At 67.9% G+C, this 18,807-nt stretch carries 21 protein-coding genes; 8 read left to right on the top strand and 13 right to left on the bottom strand.

Translation table 11 applies throughout. The annotated features are described in order from the left end of the window. The first annotated feature begins 94 nt into the window (after positions 1–94). The 3 genes from uvrC (at position 95) to QZ670_RS17215 (ending at position 4,029) form a co-directional block, all read left to right on the top strand. A complete protein-coding gene (uvrC, locus tag QZ670_RS17225) occupies positions 95–2,017 on the top strand; it encodes an excinuclease ABC subunit UvrC (RefSeq protein ID WP_294257573.1) in 1,923 nt (640 codons plus the stop codon). 177 nt (positions 2,018–2,194) lie between these two features. Continuing rightward, positions 2,195–3,148: a polysaccharide deacetylase gene (locus QZ670_RS17220; protein ID WP_294257571.1), complete on the top strand. Its 954-nt coding sequence runs from the start codon at positions 2,195–2,197 to the stop codon at positions 3,146–3,148. Further along, complete coding sequence (locus QZ670_RS17215) at positions 3,145–4,029, top strand: GNAT family N-acetyltransferase (protein WP_294257569.1); 885 nt, start codon at positions 3,145–3,147, stop codon at positions 4,027–4,029. The genes QZ670_RS17220 and QZ670_RS17215 overlap by 4 nt, the downstream gene beginning before the upstream one ends. A 370-nt stretch (positions 4,030–4,399) precedes the next feature. Here the strand turns inward: QZ670_RS17215 and QZ670_RS17210 are convergent, their stop codons facing one another. The 4 genes from QZ670_RS17210 to dnaK form a co-directional block, all read right to left on the bottom strand. Continuing rightward, complete coding sequence (locus QZ670_RS17210) at positions 4,400–4,777, bottom strand: PRC-barrel domain-containing protein (RefSeq protein ID WP_294257567.1); 378 nt, start codon at positions 4,775–4,777, stop codon at positions 4,400–4,402. Positions 4,778–5,448: 671 nt separating this feature from the next. Beyond that, the gene (locus tag QZ670_RS17205; RefSeq protein ID WP_294257565.1) at positions 5,449–6,117 is read right to left on the bottom strand and encodes a spermidine synthase; all 669 of its coding nucleotides are present in this window, start codon (positions 6,115–6,117) and stop codon (positions 5,449–5,451) included. 157 nt (positions 6,118–6,274) lie between these two features. Beyond that, positions 6,275–7,393 carry a molecular chaperone DnaJ gene (gene dnaJ / locus QZ670_RS17200; RefSeq protein WP_294257563.1) on the bottom strand — a complete coding sequence of 373 codons (1,119 nt, stop codon included), beginning with the start codon at positions 7,391–7,393 and terminating at the stop codon, positions 6,275–6,277. Between the two features lie 124 nt (positions 7,394–7,517). Continuing rightward, positions 7,518–9,440: a molecular chaperone DnaK gene (gene dnaK, locus QZ670_RS17195; RefSeq protein ID WP_294257561.1), complete on the bottom strand. Its 1,923-nt coding sequence runs from the start codon at positions 9,438–9,440 to the stop codon at positions 7,518–7,520. 177 nt (positions 9,441–9,617) lie between these two features. Between dnaK and QZ670_RS17190 the strand changes: the two genes are divergently transcribed. Continuing rightward, entirely contained in the window at positions 9,618–10,055 is a 438-nt protein-coding gene (locus tag QZ670_RS17190; protein ID WP_294257560.1) for a copper chaperone PCu(A)C, read from the top strand. 160 nt (positions 10,056–10,215) lie between these two features. On the opposite strand, the gene QZ670_RS17185 is transcribed toward QZ670_RS17190, so the two are convergent. Both QZ670_RS17185 and QZ670_RS17180 read right to left on the bottom strand, forming a co-directional pair. Next, entirely contained in the window at positions 10,216–10,956 is a 741-nt protein-coding gene (locus QZ670_RS17185; protein ID WP_294257558.1) for a TorF family putative porin, read from the bottom strand. Beyond that, complete coding sequence (locus QZ670_RS17180; protein WP_294257556.1) at positions 10,956–11,381, bottom strand: hypothetical protein; 426 nt, start codon at positions 11,379–11,381, stop codon at positions 10,956–10,958. Before QZ670_RS17180 ends, QZ670_RS17185 begins: the two co-directional genes overlap by 1 nt. Positions 11,382–11,571: 190 nt before the next feature. Between QZ670_RS17180 and fumC the strand changes: the two genes are divergently transcribed. The 3 genes from fumC (at position 11,572) to gmk (ending at position 13,990) form a co-directional block, all read left to right on the top strand. Further along, the gene (gene fumC / locus QZ670_RS17175; RefSeq protein ID WP_294257554.1) at positions 11,572–12,963 is read left to right on the top strand and encodes a class II fumarate hydratase; all 1,392 of its coding nucleotides are present in this window, start codon (positions 11,572–11,574) and stop codon (positions 12,961–12,963) included. A gap of 65 nt (positions 12,964–13,028) precedes the next feature. Then, on the top strand, positions 13,029–13,247 hold the full coding sequence (locus QZ670_RS17170) for a hypothetical protein (protein WP_093294653.1): 219 nt from the start codon (positions 13,029–13,031) through the stop codon (positions 13,245–13,247). Positions 13,248–13,303: 56 nt separating this feature from the next. Continuing rightward, the gene (gene gmk, locus QZ670_RS17165) at positions 13,304–13,990 is read left to right on the top strand and encodes a guanylate kinase (protein WP_264609745.1); all 687 of its coding nucleotides are present in this window, start codon (positions 13,304–13,306) and stop codon (positions 13,988–13,990) included. Positions 13,991–13,996: 6 nt separating this feature from the next. Here the strand turns inward: gmk and QZ670_RS17160 are convergent, their stop codons facing one another. From QZ670_RS17160 to QZ670_RS17135, 6 genes are all read right to left on the bottom strand, one after another. After that, on the bottom strand, positions 13,997–14,674 hold the full coding sequence (locus QZ670_RS17160) for an ATP12 family protein (protein WP_294257549.1): 678 nt from the start codon (positions 14,672–14,674) through the stop codon (positions 13,997–13,999). Further along, the gene (locus QZ670_RS17155; RefSeq protein WP_294257547.1) at positions 14,671–14,892 is read right to left on the bottom strand and encodes a hypothetical protein; all 222 of its coding nucleotides are present in this window, start codon (positions 14,890–14,892) and stop codon (positions 14,671–14,673) included. The genes QZ670_RS17160 and QZ670_RS17155 overlap by 4 nt, the downstream gene beginning before the upstream one ends. Continuing rightward, positions 14,889–15,548, bottom strand: coding sequence for an HAD-IA family hydrolase (locus QZ670_RS17150; protein ID WP_294257545.1), 660 nt, complete (start codon positions 15,546–15,548; stop codon positions 14,889–14,891). Before QZ670_RS17150 ends, QZ670_RS17155 begins: the two co-directional genes overlap by 4 nt. A gap of 142 nt (positions 15,549–15,690) precedes the next feature. Further along, a complete protein-coding gene (locus tag QZ670_RS17145) occupies positions 15,691–16,803 on the bottom strand; it encodes an RluA family pseudouridine synthase (RefSeq protein ID WP_294257543.1) in 1,113 nt (370 codons plus the stop codon). Next, positions 16,800–17,180 (bottom strand): fluoride efflux transporter CrcB, encoded by a 381-nt coding sequence (gene crcB / locus QZ670_RS17140; protein WP_294257541.1) that lies wholly within the window; start codon positions 17,178–17,180, stop codon positions 16,800–16,802. The genes QZ670_RS17145 and crcB overlap by 4 nt, the downstream gene beginning before the upstream one ends. Positions 17,181–17,233: 53 nt before the next feature. Further along, a complete protein-coding gene (locus QZ670_RS17135; protein ID WP_294257539.1) occupies positions 17,234–17,806 on the bottom strand; it encodes a hypothetical protein in 573 nt (190 codons plus the stop codon). A 137-nt stretch (positions 17,807–17,943) separates the two neighbouring features. On the opposite strand from QZ670_RS17135, the gene QZ670_RS17130 reads away from it, so the two are divergent. Continuing rightward, positions 17,944–18,171, top strand: a complete 228-nt coding sequence (locus QZ670_RS17130) for a hypothetical protein (protein WP_294257537.1) — start codon at positions 17,944–17,946, stop codon at positions 18,169–18,171. A 55-nt stretch (positions 18,172–18,226) separates the two neighbouring features. On the opposite strand, the gene QZ670_RS17125 is transcribed toward QZ670_RS17130, so the two are convergent. Continuing rightward, on the bottom strand, positions 18,227–18,730 hold the full coding sequence (locus tag QZ670_RS17125; protein WP_294257533.1) for a glycine zipper 2TM domain-containing protein: 504 nt from the start codon (positions 18,728–18,730) through the stop codon (positions 18,227–18,229). Positions 18,731–18,807: the final 77 nt, after the last annotated feature.

Here is an 18,807-nt window from a genome sequence, read left to right as displayed (position 1 = left end):
AGAACCTCCACGTCAGTCCCTCCCCCGACCCCTCCCGCAAGCGGGAGGGGAGATTTAGTGGCAAGGCGAGCCCGGCACCCCTACATCGGCGGCAATGAACGACCCCAATTCCCCCGATCGATTCAACGAGGAAAAGGCCACCTTCGCGGTTCGTGGCGCGGAGACGCCGGACCTCGAGGCCGGCGTTGCCGCGATCCGCAACGTGCTGCAGACGCTGCCGATCCGTCCCGGCGTCTACCGCATGCAGGATGCCCGCGGCGACGTGCTGTATGTTGGCAAGGCGCGCGCGCTGAAGAACCGGGTGACCAACTACACCCAGGTCAACCGCCTGTCGAAGCGGCTCCAGCGTATGGTCGCGCAGACCCGCTCGATGACGATCGTCACGACCAACAACGAGGCCGAGGCGCTGCTGCTTGAGGCACAGCTGATCAAGCGCTACCGGCCGCCCTACAATGTCCTGCTGCGCGACGATAAGTCGTTCCCGTTCATCCTGCTGCGGCAGGACCATGATTTCGCCCGCGTCCAGCTCCATCGCGGCGCGCGGCGCGCCAAGGGTGATTATTTCGGGCCATTCGCCGGCGCGGGGCAGGTGCGCAAGACGCTCAACGCGCTGCAGAAGCTGTTCCTGCTGCGCAGCTGCACCGACGGCTTCTTCGCCAGCCGCGACCGGCCGTGCCTGCTTTACCAGATCCGGCGCTGCTCGGCGCCTTGCGTCGGCCGGATCGACCAGGACGGCTATGCCGAGCTGGTCAACGACGCGCGCGACTTCCTCCAGGGCAAGTCGACCAAGGTCCAGGCCAAGCTGGGCGAGCAGATGCAGGCCGCGGCGGAGAATCTCGATTTCGAGCTGGCCGCGATCCTGCGCGACCGGCTGAAGGCGCTCACCTTCATCCAGGGTAGCCAGGCGATCAACGCGGAGGGCGTCGGTGATGCCGACATCTTCGCGCTGGCGTGCAAGTCCGGCGTGATCGGCATCGAGGCCTTCTTCATCCGCGGCGGCCAGAATTGGGGCCATCGCAGCTTCTTCCCCAGCCATACCCAGGACGTCCCCGATGACGAGGTGCTCGCCGCCTTCCTGATGCAGTTCTACGAGGAGGTGCCGCCGGCGCGGAACGTGTTCGTCGATCGCGAGTTGCCCGAGGCCGAGCTGCTCGCGGAGGCGATGAGCGAGCGCGCCGGGCACAAGGTGGCGCTCTCGGTTCCCCAGCGCGGCACCCGCCGCCGCCTGCTCGACCAGGCCAAGCGCAACGCCGAGGAGGCGCTCGACCGCCGCCTCGCCGAGAGCACGACCCAGGCCAAGCTGCTCCGCGAAATGGCCGACCTGTTCGACCTGCCCGAGCCGCCCAACCGTATCGAGGTCTACGACAACAGTCATATCCAGGGCACCAATGCGGTAGGCGCGATGATCGTCGCTGGCCCCGAGGGCTTCCGCAAAAGCCAGTATCGCAAGTTCAACATCAAGCGCCCGGAGACGATTGCGGGCGACGATTACGGGATGATGCGCGAGGTGCTGAGCCGCCGCTTCGCGCGTGCGCAGGACGAGGATCCCGATCGCAGCCAGGGCGACTGGCCGGACCTGGTGCTGCTCGACGGCGGCCGCGGCCAGCTCAACGCCGCCAAGGCGGTGCTGGAGGAGATGGGCATCGAGGATGTCTGCATGGTCGGCGTCGCCAAGGGCCCGCACCATGGCCGCGATGGTCGCGAGGTGTTCCACCTGATGGACGGCAGCGAACGGATGCTGCCGGTCAACGCGCCTTTGCTCTTCTACCTCCAGCGGCTGCGCGACGAGGTCCACCGCTTCGTCATCGGCGCGCACCGTGACAAGCGCGCCAAGGCGATCGGCGCCAGCCCGCTCGACGAGGTGCCCGGCATCGGCCCGGCGCGGAAAAAGGCGCTGCTGATGCACTTCGGCACCGCGCGGGCGGTGCGCAACGCCAGCCTGGAGGATCTGCAGAAGGCGCCCGGCGTCTCGGCGGGCGTGGCGCAGCAGGTGTACGACTTCTATCACTCGCGATAGGGATACTGCCGCGGGAGGCCGTTGCGGCCCCTCAGCCTCTATCTCCGCGACGTGATCGGCAAGTGGACCAGGGCCAGGGCTGCCAATGCCCGTCGCGCTTTGCCATTTGTTCACGCGGGCGGGGGTAGGACGGGGGCGATGGTCCCCGTCTCCGGGGCGCTTGCGAGACGCGCCTGCATGCCCACCCAAGTCTTCCTGACGATCGATACCGAGCTGATGTGGCGCCACCACGTCGCCGGGCTCGATCTGGCGGAGATGGCGGCGCGCTCGTTCGAGCCGGCGGGCGTGGGTGTGGGCTGGCAGCTCGAGCGGCTGGCGGCGCACGGACTCAAGGCCTGCTTCTTCGTCGATCCGATGCCGGCGCTGGTCCACGGCCTCGCGCCGATCGCGGCGGTGGTGCGGGCGATCCGCGCGGCGGGGCAGGAGGTGCAGTTGCACCTTCACCCCAACTGGACCGGCGCAAGCGCGGCGGATCGCGCCAATATGCCGGCGCGGTTTGACCTCGTCGACTATGGCGCCGACGAGCAGCGCGCGCTGATCCGCCAGGCCCGCGCGCTGCTGATCGAGGCGGGCGCACCGCCGCCGATCGCGTTCCGCGGTGGCAGCTATTCGGCGAACGATGCGACGCTCGCCGCGCTGGCGGCCGAGGGCTTCGCCTATGATTCGAGTCATAACGGCTCCGAACATCCCTGGCCGAGCGGCATCGGCCTGTCGCCGCGCCGGATCGCGCCGGTGCGGCACCAGGGCGTGACCGAAGTGCCGGTGACGCTGATCGATGCAGGCCCGCAGCTGCGCCATTTCCAGATCTGCGCGCTGTCGGCCCGCGAGATGCGCGCCGCGCTCGACCATGCGGTGGCCGCGCGCCACGCCGCGGTGACGATCGTCAGCCATGGCTTCGAGCTCGCCAACCGCGCGGGCACCCGGCCCAATGCCGTGCATGTCCGCCGCTTCGAGGCGCTGTGCGCCATGCTCGCGGCGCGGCGCGATGTGCTGCCGACCGCGCATTTCGCCGATCGGCCCGCGCTCGCGCTCGACCGGGACGACCAGCCCCTCGCCCCGAGCATATTGCGCACGCGGCTGCGCCAAGCCGAGCAGCTCTGGTCCAATCTCGTCGAGGAGCGGGCGGGGTGAGCGAAGCGCAGACGGTGGCGCTGCGCTTCATGGTCGGCGCGCGGACGCTGGCGTCGGTGCGGCGGCGGCTCGTGCGGGTGCCGCTGACGCTGGCCGAGGTGCGAGCGGGGGACTGCCCTGCGCTACCGCCGCTCCCGGCCGAGGCGGAGGGCTATTTGGTGACCTCGCTGCCCGAGGTACAATGCGCGGCGCTACTGGGTGGCGGGATGCTGGGATTTGTGCGCCAGCGCTACACGCGCTTCTATGTCGACCTGTCGCTAGGGTTCGACGCGTGGTTCTCCCGGCTCTCAGCGAACACCCGGCAGGGGTTGAAGCGCAAGGCCAAGCGGCTCGGCGGCGAGGTGCGCTGCTATCGCACGCGAGCGGAAATGGCCGACTTCCACCCGCTGGCCCGCGCGCTGTCGGCCCGGACCTATCAGGAGCGGCTGCTGGGTGCCGGACTGCCGGACGATCTGGCGGACCTGCAGAGGCTCGCGGCGGCCGACGCGGTCCGAGCCTGGCTGCTGCTGCTGGAGGATCGGCCGGTGGCCTATCTCTGCTGCCCGGCGGTGGGAGACACGCTCGTCTACGCCCATGTCGGACACGACCCCGACTTCGCGGCGCTGTCGCCCGGCGCGATGCTGCAGCTTGCGGCGCTGCGCGACCTGTTCGCGGAAGGCCGCTTCGCCTGGTTCGACTTCACCGAGGGCGAGGGGCAGCACAAGCGTCAGATGGCGAGCGGCGGTGTGGCGTGCGTCGACCTGCTGCTGTTGCGGCCGACGCTGGCGAACCGAGCGCTGGTCGCGGCGCTGGCGGGGTTCGATGGCGGCGTGTCGCTGGCCAAGCGGGTAGCGCGGCGGGTGGGCGCGGAGGGGATCGCCAAGCGCCTGCGCAGAGGGTGAGCCCCGCAAATCTCCCTCCCGCTTGCGGGAGGGGTTAGGGGAGGGTGTGTGAGGTTCGCAGGCGATCCGACGAAGGATGGCCGGACGTCGCATCCTTTTTCAGAAGAGGCGCTTCTGATGCGGCAGCCCCTGCTACCCTGACTCACCCCTCCCCCACCCTCCTCCCGCAAGCGGGAGGGGAGTTTAAGCGGGAGGAGCGGTCAAAACCGTATCCTCCCCCGCCAGGGGGAGGTGGCGCCGAAGGCGACGGAGGGGCGGATGCCAGAACCTCTCGGGCCGACGTGCTTCCTCCCCCTCCGTCAGGCCTTCGGCCTGCCACCCCCCCCGGCGGGGGAGGATACGCTCTTTTCTTAGCCGCGGTGCCGAGCGCTCAATCCAGCGGCACGCGGTCCACCCGCGCGGCGGAAAGGCCGTAATAGTTCGACACCCGATCGGCATAGGCCTGGGTGAATTCCGGCGCGTTGCTCGCCCAGCTCGGGCCGCCCTCGAGCACGCGGCGGTCGATCGTGACGACATAATCGTCGCCGGTCGGGTCATAGGAGATTAGCTCGAAGGGCAGGGGGTAGTAGCTCTTGCCCATGCCGAGGAACCCGCCGAGGCTGAGCACGGCATAGAGCGTGCGCCCGCTGCCCTTTTCGACCATGAACGCCTGGACCTGCCCCAGCGAATCGCCATCACGGCTGCGCACCTTGAGCCCGTCGACGCGGGCGGTGACGAGCAGGCTGGTGGTTTCGGGCGTATCGGACATCGTCGGACTTCCTTCTGGAACTTGCGCCCTTGGGAATGCACGAGGCACCGATGTCGTTCCGCAGACGGGATGACCCGAGGGGAAGTTTGGCGGGATGCCAGCTCCCGCTTATCGCTGCATGTGGTGGGAAGTGAGCATATACGCTCCCGTGATAAAAACTGAATCTAGACGGCTTCAGTCGGCAAACGGGAGTGTGTTGGGCGACGAACTCTCGAGCGGTGTCGCGGAGCATCGCCTGCTTGCCGTCGAGGTAGAGCGGCATCGGTGTCTCCCTCTCCCTCTCCCGCAGGCGGGAGAGGGCTGGGGTGAAGGTGAGACGGGCGAAGGAAAGGGTCGCATTCGCCCCATACACCCTCACCCTTCCGCCGCCTGGCGGCGGCTCCCTCCCTCTCCCGCAGGCGGGAGAGGGAAAGTCCGCACCGTCCGCGAAGCAACCATTCGCATTCCCTCCGACGCACGGAAGGTGGACGAAGCAGGTAACGTCCGAAACTGGGCCGAAGCTGGCAGAAGCTCAAGGGAGCCCTGGGCGAGCCACAAGCCGTGCTCCTGCGAAAGCAGGAGCCCAGGGTGGCTAGGTTTGCGCGCTTGGCCCTGGGCTCCTGCTTTCGCAGGAGCACGGGTGTTTTGGTCGGATCGGCGTAAACGGGCGCGGATACCCGGCGACGGACGCTTTACCGCCGCTTGCCGAACCAGATGACGTGGCGCGGGCCCTTGCCGTTCTGGCGGGCGCGTACCGCGACCTCTTCCACTTGGAACCCGCTGTCGCGCATGCGGCGCGCAAAGGGTGCGTCGGATGCTGCGGACCACACCGCCAGGATGCCGCCGGGGCGGAGCGCCTGCCGCGCGGAATCGAGGCCGCGCATCGAGTAGAGGCTGTCGTTGCCCACGCGGGTCAGCCCGTCCGGGCCGTTGTCGACGTCGAGCAGGATCGCGTCATAGGCATTCTGCCCGTCGGCGATCACCCGGCCGACATCATCGAACACCACCTTCACGCGCGGATCGTCCAGACATCCGTTCGTCAGCGCCGCCATCGGCCCGCGCGCCCAGTCGACGATCTTCGGGACCAGCTCGGCCACCGTCACCTTGGCATTGCCGCCGAGCACCGCCAGCGCGGCGCGCAGGGTGAATCCCATGCCGTATCCGCCGATCAGCACCCGTGCCTCGCGCTTGCCGAGCCGTTCGAGCGTCATCACCGCCAGCGCTTCTTCCGAACCGCTCATCCGGCTGTTCATCAGCTCGTTGCGCTCGAGCACGATCATGTGATCGTCACCCCGGCGGAACAGCCGCAGCGGTTCGCCGCCGGGGACGTCGGCGGTGTCGAGCAGTTCGCGCGGGGTCATGCGGCTACCCCCAGGCCGTCATTCCCACTTACGTCATCCCGGCGGAAGCCGGGATCCATTCGCCACTCGGTCGTGGCAAAAGCCGGTACGGCGACCCCAATGGATCCCGGCTTTCGCCGGGATGACGGCTGGTGGGGCAGACCTAGTACGTGCAAGCTCAACCGAGCGCCGCCTTCAGCTTGGCGAAGAAGCCGCTCGACTGCGGGCATTCCTCGCCCGTCTCGGTCTTGCGGAATTCCTCGAGCAGCTCGCGCTGGCGGCCGCTGAGCTTGGTCGGCGTCTCGACCTCCAGCCGCACGACCAGGTCGCCGCGACCACGGCCCTGCAGCACCGGCATGCCGGCGCCGCGGTGGCGCATCTCGCGGCCAGACTGGGTGCCGGCATGGATCTTGATCACATGCTCCTCGCCGTCGAGTCCGGGGATGCGGATCTCGCCGCCCAGTGCCGCGGTGGTGAAGCTGATCGGCGCATTGGCGTACAGCGTCGTGCCCTGCCGCTCGTAGAGCGAATGGCGCGTCACGTGGAGGAAGATGTAGAGATCGCCCGCCGGTGCCCCGCGGGCGCCGGCCTCGCCCTCGCCGGTCAGGCGGATGCGGGTGCCTTCGTCGACGCCGGGCGGAATCTCGATCTTGAGCGTCTTGGTCTTGTCGGTCCGGCCCTCGCCGCGGCAGGTGCGGCAGGGCTCGGCGATCACCTCGCCGGCGCCGTGGCAGGCGGGGCAGGTGCGCTCGACCATGAAGAAGCCCTGCTGCGCGCGCACCTTGCCGTGGCCGGCGCAGGTGGTGCAGGTCTTGGCCTTGGTGCCGGGCGTCGCGCCCGAGCCATTGCAGCTGTCGCAGGGGCCGGAGACGTCGATGGTGATCTCGGTCGAATGGCCGTGGAACGCCTGTTCGAGCGAGATTTCCATGTCGTAGCGCAGGTCCGCGCCGCGCCGCTGGGGCCGGCCGCCGCCGCGCCCGCCGCCCATGAACTCGCCGAACACGCTTTCGAAAATGTCGCTGAACGCGCCGAAATCGCCCTGGCCGCCATGATGGCCACCGCCGCCGTTCTGGAAGGCGGCATGGCCGAAGCGGTCGTACGCCGCGCGCTTCTGGGGGTCCTTCAGGCAGTCATAGGCTTCGCTGATCGCCTTGAACTTCGCCTCGGAATCCTTGCACCCGGCATTCTTGTCCGGGTGATATTTCATCGCGAGCTTGCGGTAGGACGACTTGATCGTCGCATCGTCCGCGGTGCGCTCGACTTCGAGCAGTTCGTAATAATCGACTTCGGTGGTCATCCAGCAAGCCCTCTCCCCATCAAGGGACGGGGAGAGGAACTACGCCGATGCCCGATCGCATCGCGCGTGCCCGCTCCCCCCGATCCCCGGCCCTCTCCCGGCAAGGGAGAGGGAGGGGCATCCGTTACGCCTTGTTGTCGTCCACTTCCGAGAACTCGGCGTCGACCACTTCCTCAGCCCCGGCTTCGCTGCCGGCCGCGGCACCCGCGTTCGGCGAGGCGTTTTCGGCAGCCTGCTTCTCGTAGATCGCCTGGCCGAGCTTCATCGCCACCTGGGCAAGGTTCTGGGCCTTGGCGGTCATCGCATCGGCGTCACCGCTCTCGATCGCCGACTTGGTCTCGGCGATCGCCGCTTCGATTTCGCCCTTCAGCGCCGCGTCGACCTTGTCGCCATTCTCCTGGAGCTGACGCTCCGTGGTGTGGACGAGGCTCTCGGCGTTGTTCTTGGCTTCCGCCGCGGCACGACGCTTCTTGTCCTCTTCGGCGAACTTCTCGGCATCGCGCACCATCTGCTCGATGTCGGAGTCGTTCAGGCCGCCCGAGGCCTGGATGCGGATCTGCTGCTCCTTGCCGGTGCCCTTGTCCTTGGCGGACACGTTGACGATGCCGTTGGCGTCGATGTCGAAGGTGACTTCGATCTGCGGCACGCCGCGCGGCGCCGGCGGGATGCCGACCAGGTCGAACTGGCCGAGCAGCTTGTTGTCGGCCGCCATTTCGCGCTCGCCCTGGAAGACGCGGATCGTCACCGCCTGCTGATTGTCGTCAGCGGTGGAGTAGACCTGCGACTTCTTGGTCGGGATCGTGGTGTTGCGGTCGATCATGCGGGTGAACACGCCGCCCAGCGTCTCGATGCCGAGGCTCAGCGGGGTCACGTCGAGCAGCAGCACGTCCTTCACGTCGCCCTGCAGCACGCCGGCCTGGATCGCAGCACCAATGGCGACGACTTCGTCCGGGTTCACGCCGGTGTGCGGCTCCTTGCCGAAGAAGTCCTTCACCACCTGGCGGACCTTGGGCATGCGGGTCATGCCGCCGACGAGCACGACTTCGTCGATCGCATCGGCCTTGACGCCCGCATCGGCCAGCGCCTTGCGGCACGGCTCGAGAGTGCGCTTGATCAGGTCGTCGACCAGACGCTCGAGGTCGGCGCGGGTGATCGTCTCCACCAGGTGCAGCGGGGTGGTCGCGCCACCTTCCATGCGGGCGGTGATGAAGGGCAGGTTGATCTCGGTCGTCGCGGCCGACGACAGCTCGATCTTCGCCTTCTCGGCCGATTCCTTCAGCCGCTGCAGCGCCAGCTTGTCGGTGCGGAGGTCGAGGCCTTCCTTCTTCTTGAACTGGTCGGCCAGGTAATCGACGATCTTGTTGTCGAAATCCTCGCCGCCGAGGAAGGTATCCCCGTTCGTCGCCTTCACTTCGAACACGCCGTCGCCGATTTCGAGCACGGAGATGTCGAAGGTGCCGCCGCCAAGGTCATAGACCACGATGGTCTTGTTGTTGTCCTTGTCGAGGCCATAGGCGAGCGCGGCGGCCGTCGGCTCGTTGATGATGCGCAGCACTTCGAGGCCCGCGATCTTGCCGGCGTCCTTGGTCGCCTGGCGCTGCGCGTCGTTGAAATAGGCCGGCACGGTGATCACCGCCTGCGTCACGCTCTCGCCGAGGTACGATTCCGCGGTTTCCTTCATCTTCTGCAGGATGAAGGCCGAGATCTGCGACGGGCTGTACTCTTCGCCGCCGGCCTTGACCCAGGCGTCGCCGTTCGAGCCGCGCGCGATCGTGTAGGGCACCAGCTCGGTGTCCTTCTTGGTCACGGGGTCGTCGAAGCGGCGGCCGATCAGGCGCTTCACTGCGAAGATGGTGTTGTCCGGGTTGGTCACCGCCTGGCGCTTGGCCGGCTGGCCGATCAGGCGCTCGCCATCCTTGGCGAAGGCGACGATCGACGGCGTGGTGCGTGCGCCTTCGACATTCTCGATGACCTTGGGCTTGCCGCCTTCCATCACAGCGACGCAGCTGTTGGTCGTGCCCAGGTCGATACCGATAACTTTAGCCATGGTCCTCGTTGGCCCCCACAATCGAAACAAAAGGGTTCATAAGCGTTATCCGGATTCCGGCCCCAGAAGAGGCGACCGCCGTCCAGATGTCCGAGGGGGGATATAGGTGCGTCGTGCCTTGCCGCAAGACGCCCGGGTTTCTACAAGATTTCCCAAATCAAAGAGGGAGGATGCCGAATGCGCACTCTGGCGGGACTTGTAGCGGTTCTAGGGCTGGGGGCGTGTTCGCCCCAGGCGGATGGGGTGAAGGTGGACGGTGCGTGGATTCGGCTGCCCGCGGTGGCCGGTCAGCCGGGGGCAGCGTATTTCACGCTGCACGGCGGACGCGAGGCGGAGACGCTGGTGAGCGTTTCAACCCGCGCGGCCGACAAGGCCGAAATGCATGAGAGCGCCAAGGATGCCGCGGGCATGGCGAAGATGACCCAGCTCGCCAGCCTCGACCTGCCGGTAGGCTCCGAGGTGAAGTTCGCGCCGGGCGGCAAGCATGTCATGTTGTTCGGGCTGGTGCCGAACGTCCATGCCGGCGAGAAGGTGCCGCTGACGCTCCACTTCGCCAGCGGGCACGAGGCCACGGCGGTGGCCGATGTCGCCGTGCCGGGTGCCGAGCAGAGGTAGGCCAGAACACCCTCCCTTCTTCTAAGTCCCCCTCCCGCTTGCGGGAGGGGTTAGGGGAGGGTGTGTGAGGGAAGCGGGCGACGGCGGTTCAGAAAGAACCTCCACGTCACACCCTCGCCCATCCCCTCCCGCACGCGGGAGGGGGGGATTAGCGCAGCCGTCAGAACGAAAGCCGCGCGCGGCCCAGCACGCGGTTGCCGCTGTGCCGCAGGTCCGCATAGGGCGACGACACTGCGCGGTTGGTGTCGATGTCGGTTCCGACATAATCGACGCCCAGCGTCAGCGGGCCGCTGACATGCTCCACCCCGATCCGCCAATCGGTATAGTCGCCAGTCGGGCGCAGCCGAGCGGCGCGGATGTCGTCGGTGCTTCCGGTCGTGTGGCCGACCGAACCGGACACCGTGAACGGCGTCGAGGGCACGCCCACCGCTGCGCCCGCGTGCAGGTAGAGATTGTCGCCGCCAATCGGCCCCTGGTCCGGCGCATAGGTCGCGCCGCCGTTGAGCTGCAGCGGGCCGAGCGAGAACCTGCCGTCCGCACCCACTTCCACATAGTCCATGGCGCGCGCCGCGCCGGTGAAGACATGGCCGGTCACGAAGCCGCGCAGCTTGAACAGGCCGATGTCAAAGCCATGCCCGGCCTCCAGGTCGAACACCGTGTCGGCGCCGGCATGGCGGCTCGATTCGCGCACCATCGCCACCCGCGCCGATGCGTCGAAGCCGAGGATGCCGGCGGAGACGTCGCCCGAGGCGCTGAGTTGGTTCTCGCTCCAGCTGAGGCCCCGGCGGCTTTCGTCGGTCGAAAGTTCGACGCCGCCCGAAACCTTGGGCAGCACCTGCGCCTGGGCGGCAAGCGGGAAGGCAAGGGCGGCGAAAGTGGCAACGGCAATGGGGATACGCATCAACTGGTACCAAGTCCTATCTGATCGAGTTCGGCGCGCAGCGTTTCGGCGTCCCGGCTGGCCAGCGCTTCCACCGCGCCTCGCATGTCCTTGGTCGCGCTGGCAACGTCCTTCGCGATCACCGCGCGGTTGGCGGTGCACCAGCCGGGACGACTGCCGGCTGCGACGCGCTCTTGGCGCAGCGCGCGCTGGAGCGTGCCGGCGCTGTGGCGCGCCTGGCGATCGACCACTAGATCGGCCTGCCAGCGGCAGCGCAGCGTCGAGGCGCGGCCGCCGGGTCCGGCGACGCCGAGCTGCTGGTGGCGGACGTCGACCCGCATGCGATAGTCGGCATGGACCGGGCCGCTGTCATGGTCGATGCGCACGCTGTGCGCGATCTCGGAAAAGGGGGCGGCGAGCAGCAGCCCCAGAATCAACGGGATCATGGCTCTTCTCCTGCGGTTGCCCCGGCTGTTGTCGCCGGTGGCATCGCGTCTTTGCGCGCTGCCTGCGCGAGAATGCAAGTTACCAAGTGTTTCTCGGGGCTTGGCCGGCGCGGCTGAAATGCCGACCGTCGTACGGGTTGTGGGGCGGGGCAGGCGGCCTACATCGCGAACAAACCAAGCGGAGAAGCACATGACCGGCACGCGCACCGAAACCGATTCGATCGGCGCGATCGAAGTTCCCGCCGACGCCTATTGGGGCGCCCAGACCCAGCGATCGATCCAGAACTTCCCGTTCGGGCCCGAGGAGCGGATGCCGATCGGCATCGTCCATGCCCAGGCGATCGTGAAGCAGGCCGCGGCGCGGGTGAACGTGAAGCACGGGCTCGATCCCAAGATCGCCGAGGTGATCGACCAGGTCGCGCAGGAAGTGATCGACGGCAAGCTGGACGACCAGTTTCCGCTGGTGATCTGGCAGACCGGCAGCGGCACCCAGACCAACATGAACGTCAACGAGGTGATCGCCGGCCGCGCCAACGAGATCCTCACCGGCAAGCGGGGCGGCAAGAGCCCGATCCACCCCAATGATCACGTCAACATGGCGCAGTCGTCGAACGACAGCTTCCCGACCGCGCTGCACATCGCCGCGGCGCGTGCGGTGACGCTGGACCTGTTCCCGGCGCTGGAGCGGCTGCACACGTCGCTCGACCGCAAGGCGCACGACTGGGATCACATCGTCAAGATCGGCCGCACCCATCTGCAGGACGCGACGCCGCTGACGCTCGGGCAGGAATTCTCGGGCTATGCCGCGATGCTCGCCTCGGCGCGGGCGCGGTTCCAGAGTGTGCTGGAGCTCGACATCTTCAAGCTGGCGCTGGGCGGCACCGCGGTGGGCACCGGGCTCAACTCGCCGCCGGGCTATGCCGAGGATGTGGCGGCGGAGATCGCCAAGATCACCGGCCTCCCCTTCGTCTCGGCGCCCAACAAGTTCGAGATGCTGGCGACCAAGGACCAGCTGGTGAACCTATCGGGGGTCTGCAACACACTGGCCGTATCGCTCACCAAGATCGCCAACGACATCCGCCTGCTCGGCTCGGGCCCACGCTCGGGTCTCGGCGAGCTGGAGCTGCCGGCGAACGAGCCGGGCAGCTCGATCATGCCGGGCAAGGTCAACCCCACGCAGAGCGAGTCGCTGACGATGGTCGCGGCCCAGGTTATCGGCAATCACACCGCCGTCACGGTGGGCGGCATGCAGGGGCATTTCGAGCTCAACGTCTTCAAGCCGCTGATCGGCGCCAATGTGCTGCGCTCGATCACCCTCATGGCGATCGGCATGACCAACTTCGCCGAGCGCGCGGTGGACGGCGCGGTGGCGAACGAGACGCGGATCAAGGAACTGGTGGATCGTTCGCTGATGCTGGTCACCGCACTCGCCCCCGCCATCGGCTACGACAATGCCGCCAAGATCGCCAAGAACGCGCACGAGAAGGGCCTCACCCTCAAGGAATCGGGCCTGGCGCTCGGCCTTGTAGACGAGGCCACCTTCGACAAGTTCGTGAAGCCCGAGACGATGATCGGCCGTTGATCGGGCGCGGCGAGCGGCGGGAACGCTGCCGCCGCACCGCCGTTCTTGCGGGGAAGGAGAAAACGATGATCGGCAAGTTGATTGCAGGCTGGATCGGCAGCAAGATCGACCGGCGTGACGGCGAGGGCGGCGCGGTGGGCGCGGCGGTCGGCGTCGCGACCTGGGAAGTCGCCAAGCGCGTGGTGCCGGCAGCGTTCGTGCTCGGCGCAGGCGCGGTGGGCGCGGCCTATCTCAAGCGCAAGCTGACCACCGAACACGGTCCCGATACGGGCCTCGGCGCGTAAGTCGCGAAACGGTGCCCGGGCTTGACGGCCCGGGTGCCGCTACGCCAAAGGCCCGCATGGCCCATACGCACCAGAACGACCCGCATGGATTCCATCGCCGCGGGGTTTTGTTTGTCCTTTCGTCGCCCTCGGGCGCCGGCAAGTCGACCATCGCCCGCAAGCTGCTGGCAGCCGAACCCGATCTCGCCGTCTCCGTTTCGGTGACCACGCGCGAGCCGCGCCCGGGCGAGGTGAACGGGGTCGACTATACGTTCGTCGATGTCGAGCGGTTCCGCGAGATGGTCTCGCAGCATCACTTCATCGAATGGGCGCACGTCTTCAAGCATCGCTACGGTACGCCCAAGGGCCCGGTCGACGCGGTGCTCGCCACCGGTCGTGACATGCTGTTCGACATCGACTGGCAGGGTGCGCAGCAGCTCCACCAGACGATGGGGGGCGACGTGGTGCGCGTGTTCATCCTGCCGCCATCGATGGCCGAGCTCCACCGCCGCCTCGAAGGCCGCCAGACCGATTCGCCCGAGGTGATCGCCCACCGCATGGCCCGCGCCTCCAACGAGGTGAGCCACTGGGACGGCTATGACTATGTCCTCGTCAACGACGATGCCGACAAATGCTTCGAGGCGGTGCACACCATCCTCAAGGCCGAGCGACTCAAGCGCTCGCGCCAGACCGGCCTGATTGGCTTCATCCGCGGTCTGATGAAGCGCGGCGACCCAACCGGGGAGTCCTCGGACGTCCTCTGAGTTCTGCTAGAGCAGGCTGAGGAACCGCGCCGCCGCGTCGAAATCGGCGCGGCGAACGTCACGGGCGCGGGTGGCGAGTTCGTCCTCGCCCCATTGCTCGGCCTGCCAGTCCTCGTCGAGCTGGGCGGCGCGCCACACCGTCTCCCGGTCCGCTGCGCCTTCGAGCAGTGCCAGCGCGGTGACAAGCGAGCCGCTGATCGTCACCAGCGGGCTGAACGCGGCAAGCCGGAACGGGTCGAGCGCCGCGACCACCTCCTGCAGCCGCGCGATCGTCGCAGGCGGCTGAGGGCGGTGCATGATTCCGGCGGTCGTCTCGAAATGCACGTCGTAGCGGGTGCGCGCCCAGTCAAGCAGCGGGTCCCACTGCGCGGCCTGGCGCTCGACGAGCGGCTCGGGCAGTTCGGCGCGGTAGCAGAGCAGGTCGCTCTCGCCATAGCGCGCGAGGTCCGCCGCGAAGGGGGCGGGGTTCGGCGCGATCTGGTCGATCGCGGCGTTGGCGAGTCCGGTCAGCGGCATGGCGCGGGGATCGAGTTCCTCGCCGACGCTGCGCCATTCCTCGGCCACGGCTTCCGCCAGCTGCGGCGTCGGCAGCAGCAGGGCTGCGCGGGCAGGGGTGCGGACGGGGCGGCCATCGAGTTCGATGGCACCGTCGACGATCGTCACGGTCTTCCAGAAACGTTTCATGCTTCGGGGGGTGTCCTCCAGCGGCGGGCGAGCATCCTGGGGATCGCTGCCATGACCCAAAACGAGGCGAGCATCAGTGCAATGCCCAGCATCGTCAGCTCGGTGGTCTTGGCACGGCCCAGGATGAGCAGCGCCAGCACTGCGCCGGCCACGCCGACGCAGTTCGCGGCCATCATCAGGAAATAGCGGTTGCGTGCTACGCGGTCGGCGTCGTTCACAGGGCCTCCAGATGCACCGGGATCGCCGATGCATGCGCCACGACCCGCACCGCGCCGGCCGCGTGTAGATCATGGGGAGTGTGGTAGCCCCATGCAACGCCCAAGGGGTGCGCATTGGCCGCGACGGCCATCGCCATGTCGAAGCTGGTGTCGCCGATCATCACCGTGGTCTCGGGTGCTGCACCTGCTTCTGCCATCGCGGTTTCGATCATCGACGGGTGCGGCTTGGAGGGGTGGCGATCGGCGGTCTGCAGCGTGACGAAGCGCTGGCGCAGGCCGTGCGCTTCCAGCACCCGGCGCAGCCCCCGATCCGACTTGCCGGTGGCGACGCCGAGCAGCCAGCCATTGGCGTCTAGCGTCTCGATCGCCTCGAGGATGCCGTCATAGAGTGGCTCGTCCTCGATATGACCGGCGGTGCGCAGGGCGAAATAGGCGCGCTTATATTCCTCGGCGAGGTGCCGGTGGAGATCGCCCTCGGCTTGCGGCAGCAACTGGGCGATCGCCTCGACCAGGCTCAGGCCGACGATGCGGCGGATCGACTCGCGGGGTGGGGGGGCGAGCTTCTGGCCTGTGAAGCAATGCTCCATGGCGAGGCAGATGCTCGCCTGGCTGTCGACCAGCGTGCCGTCGCAATCGAAGAGCGCGAGGCGGTTCATGCGAAAGTTTCCACCCTTTGTACGTCCTCCCGGCGAAAGCCGGGATCCATTCGCCACAACGTCGAAGCAGGAGCCGCAACGGCGACCCCAACGGATCCCGGCTTTTGCCGGGATGACGGCGAACGTTCAAATAAGGGCACGCTTACTTCTTCTCGCCCCGGCCCCGCCGTTCGCCGCGGCGTTCCTTGCGGTAGGTCTTGGCGTGGGCCTTGGCCTTCTGCTTGAGCAGTTCCTTGCTCATCGGCGGGGGGCCGTCGTCGATCTCCAGTGCATTGCCCACGCTCAGATCGAAGCCGAGCGTGTGCATCGACTCGGCGAAATGGTGCGGCAGCTCGGCGCGGACGTCGATCCGGCCGCCATCGGGATGGTCGATGCGGATGCGGCGGGCATGGAGGTGCATCTTGCGGCTGATGCCCCCGGTGAGGAACGCCTCCTGCAGCCCGTATTTGCCGTCGCCGACGATCGGGTGGCCGATCGCCGCCATGTGGACGCGCAGCTGGTGGGTGCGGCCGGTGAACGGCTGCAGCTCGACCCAGGCGCAGCGATTGCCGGCCTGCTCGATCACCCGGTAGCGGGTGCGGGCGGGCTGGCCCTCTTCGGTGTCGACCTGCATCTTCTCGCCGCCGGTGCCCGGCTGCTTGCCGATCGGCAGCTCGATGAAGCCGTCCTCGATCTCCGGCACACCCATCACCAGCGCCCAGTAGATCTTGCGCGCCGTGCGGCTGGAGAAGCTCTTGGAAAAGAACGCCGCCGCTCGCGCCGAGCGGGCGACCAGCAGCGCGCCGGACGTGTCCTTGTCGAGCCGGTGGACCAGCTTGGGGCGGCCTTCGGCCTCGAACCACAGCCCGTCGAGCAGCTCGTCGACATGCTCGAACGTCTTGGTGCCGCCCTGGGTCGCGAGGCCCGGCGGCTTGTTGAGCACCAGCGCGGCGTTGTCGCGGTGGATCACCAGCGACTGCGCGAACGCGGTCTGCTCCTCGCTGAGCGGCTTGGGCGCACGCTTGGCGCGCGGGGCAGCGGCGGCGGCGCCCTTGGCCGGCTCGGCCGGGGGCACGCGGATCTGCTGGCCGGCTGCGATGCGGTCGCCCGGCGTGGCGCGCGCGCCGTCGACGCGGAGCTGGCCGGTGCGGGCCCAGCGCGAGACGATGTTGAAGCTCACATCGGGCAGATGCCGCTTGAACCAGCGGTCGAGCCGGATGCCGTCATCGTCATAGCCGACGACGAACTGGCGGACGCCATCTTCGGGGCCGCTCATGCCGTCACCGCCCGCGCCAGCGTCATGCCGATGGCGACCGCGCCGATCGCGCCGATCACCGAGGCGAGGACATAGCCGATCGCCGTGACGAGGTCGCCGCGCTCGATCATCGCGAAGGTCTCGAGCGAGAAGGAGGAAAAAGTGGTGAAACCGCCGAGTACGCCGACGCCGAGCAGCAGCCGCGCCTGTTCGGCATTGGGGCCGAAGCGCAGCAGGCTGGCGCCGAGCAGCCCCATCAGGAAGCCGCCGACGATGTTGACGGCGAGGGTCCCCCAGGGGAAGGCCGGGCCGAGCAGGGCGACGCCGGCGCGGCCAACGCCGTAGCGGGCCGCGGAGCCGATGGCCCCGCCGAGCATCACGAGAAAAAGATTGGGCATCCCGCGCCCCTAGCGCGAATCGGGGCAAAGGGGAACCTTCGTGGTTTCGCCCGTCAGGAGGCGGGGGTTGCAGGAAGGAACAAGCGGGGGGCGAGCACTTGACCCTCCACGACCGGTGCGGCCTGCTGCCAGCACGCGTTCCAGCTATTGCTCGAATTGTGCCACCACGTCGCGAAGTCGCCGGCGGCCTGGCTGACGCTGGTTTTGGTGAGATAGCCCGCCTGCGTCGTGGTGCCCGTGATGGTGACGGTGGCAGAATCGGAGACGATGACAAAGTCCCGCACCGGCGCGAAGCCTGCGGGCCGAATGGCCCAAAGTGCGGTGAAGGCCGGTGCCACCTTGCTGCAGGTTGCGCCGTCCAGCCAGTCATGAACTTGCGTCTCGGTGGCGACGCATTTGCCGTCCGCACCCTGCTTTCCGCAATAGCGGCGGTCGCGGCGCACCCTCTCCGCAACCCAGCGCTTTTCCGTTGCGGCGCCCGGCACCATGCCAAAGATCACCGTCTCGTCGACATGGTTGCCGAGGCCACCGCCCACATTCGTCACGGTGTACTGGACGTTGAGCATCCGCTCGCCCGGCGATGTGTAGGCGATCAGGAGGGCGAGCGACAGAGCCGGGAGCGGCATGACAGACCTCGTGGCGCGACGGGCGGACCGAGACTTGCATATCATGGCGAGGCCAGCGGATGAAAGCGCGTGCTATGCGCTACAAAGAGCAGGTGTGCTGCCTTGATAATACAGTGAAGCTGCCCCACATGGTGCCGATGTTCAATGCAATTTCGCTGCTGATCGGGCTGGTGGCGCTGCCCTTTGCGCTGGTGGGAATCATTCCGTTCCCCTTCGTGCCGCTGGTCAACTGGATCGCCTTTCCGATCGCGCTCACCGGCACGGTGGTGGGGATGCTCTCGCGCGGCACGGCGGGGCGGAACCTCAATTTGCTGATCCTGATCATCAGCGGGGTGCGGCTGATGCTGACCGGCGGGTTCATCTAGGCGAGAAGAAAGGGGCCCGGCGAACCGGACCCCTCTTCATACAGGCCGTCAAGGATTAGCGGCAGCGAATGTTGCCGCGGTCCACCGACTGGCCGAGCGCACCGCCCGCCACCGCGCCGAGCAGCGTGCCGAGCGTCGCATTGCCGCCCGAGGACAGCGCGTTGCCCAGCAGGCCGCCGCCCAGGCCGCCGACGATCAGGCCGGTCGTGCCGTCGTTGCGGCGGCAATAATAGCGGTTGTCGCGGCCGCGATAGATGCGGTCGTTCCGGCTCAGGCGGCGCTCCTGATAATAGCGGCCGTCGCGATAATATTGGTCGGCATAATAGCGGCGCTGGCCCGGCGGCAGGCGGTTATAGTCATAGTTGCGCCAGCGGCGCCAATCGCCGCGATCGGGGCCATGGCCGCGGCCGGGGCCGCGATCGTTCCAGCGGCCGTCGCGGTCGCGGCCGTGATCGCGATCCTGCCAATGGGCGTCGCGATTCTGCCAGCCCTGCGCCATCGCGGGCACCGTCGGCAGGGTCAGCGCCGCCGCCGCGGCGGCTACGAACAACATGCGCATCGGGACATTTCCTTGTCGTTATCGATGCGTGCCGAACGTTCGCGCGCGGCGGCAAGTTGCGTGAATATGAAACTACC

The organism is uncultured Sphingomonas sp. (assembly GCF_913774285.1).
GTDB lineage: Bacteria > Pseudomonadota > Alphaproteobacteria > Sphingomonadales > Sphingomonadaceae > Sphingomonas.
This window is presented reverse-complemented; position numbering and strand designations above follow the sequence as displayed.

Excerpts from the sequence above, each read along its gene's own strand:
- dnaJ (WP_294257563.1), bottom strand. The coding sequence starts at position 7,393 with ATGACCACCGAAGTCGATTATTACGAACTGCTCGAAGTCGAGCGCACC.
- QZ670_RS17205 (WP_294257565.1), bottom strand. The coding sequence starts at position 6,117 with ATGACCCCGCGCGAACTGCTCGACACCGCCGACGTCCCCGGCGGCGAA.
- QZ670_RS17220 (WP_294257571.1), top strand. The coding sequence starts at position 2,195 with ATGCCCACCCAAGTCTTCCTGACGATCGATACCGAGCTGATGTGGCGC.
- QZ670_RS17185 (WP_294257558.1), bottom strand. The coding sequence starts at position 10,956 with ATGCGTATCCCCATTGCCGTTGCCACTTTCGCCGCCCTTGCCTTCCCG.
- QZ670_RS17125 (WP_294257533.1), bottom strand. The coding sequence starts at position 18,730 with ATGCGCATGTTGTTCGTAGCCGCCGCGGCGGCGGCGCTGACCCTGCCG.
- QZ670_RS17135 (WP_294257539.1), bottom strand. The coding sequence starts at position 17,806 with ATGCCGCTCCCGGCTCTGTCGCTCGCCCTCCTGATCGCCTACACATCG.
- QZ670_RS17130 (WP_294257537.1), top strand. The coding sequence starts at position 17,944 with ATGTTCAATGCAATTTCGCTGCTGATCGGGCTGGTGGCGCTGCCCTTT.
- crcB (WP_294257541.1), bottom strand. The coding sequence starts at position 17,180 with ATGCCCAATCTTTTTCTCGTGATGCTCGGCGGGGCCATCGGCTCCGCG.
- QZ670_RS17180 (WP_294257556.1), bottom strand. The coding sequence starts at position 11,381 with ATGATCCCGTTGATTCTGGGGCTGCTGCTCGCCGCCCCCTTTTCCGAG.
- dnaK (WP_294257561.1), bottom strand. The coding sequence starts at position 9,440 with ATGGCTAAAGTTATCGGTATCGACCTGGGCACGACCAACAGCTGCGTC.
- fumC (WP_294257554.1), top strand. The coding sequence starts at position 11,572 with ATGACCGGCACGCGCACCGAAACCGATTCGATCGGCGCGATCGAAGTT.
- QZ670_RS17145 (WP_294257543.1), bottom strand. The coding sequence starts at position 16,803 with ATGAGCGGCCCCGAAGATGGCGTCCGCCAGTTCGTCGTCGGCTATGAC.
- QZ670_RS17190 (WP_294257560.1), top strand. The coding sequence starts at position 9,618 with ATGCGCACTCTGGCGGGACTTGTAGCGGTTCTAGGGCTGGGGGCGTGT.
- QZ670_RS17210 (WP_294257567.1), bottom strand. The coding sequence starts at position 4,777 with ATGTCCGATACGCCCGAAACCACCAGCCTGCTCGTCACCGCCCGCGTC.
- QZ670_RS17170 (WP_093294653.1), top strand. The coding sequence starts at position 13,029 with ATGATCGGCAAGTTGATTGCAGGCTGGATCGGCAGCAAGATCGACCGG.
- QZ670_RS17160 (WP_294257549.1), bottom strand. The coding sequence starts at position 14,674 with ATGAAACGTTTCTGGAAGACCGTGACGATCGTCGACGGTGCCATCGAA.
- gmk (WP_264609745.1), top strand. The coding sequence starts at position 13,304 with ATGGCCCATACGCACCAGAACGACCCGCATGGATTCCATCGCCGCGGG.
- uvrC (WP_294257573.1), top strand. The coding sequence starts at position 95 with ATGAACGACCCCAATTCCCCCGATCGATTCAACGAGGAAAAGGCCACC.
- QZ670_RS17150 (WP_294257545.1), bottom strand. The coding sequence starts at position 15,548 with ATGAACCGCCTCGCGCTCTTCGATTGCGACGGCACGCTGGTCGACAGC.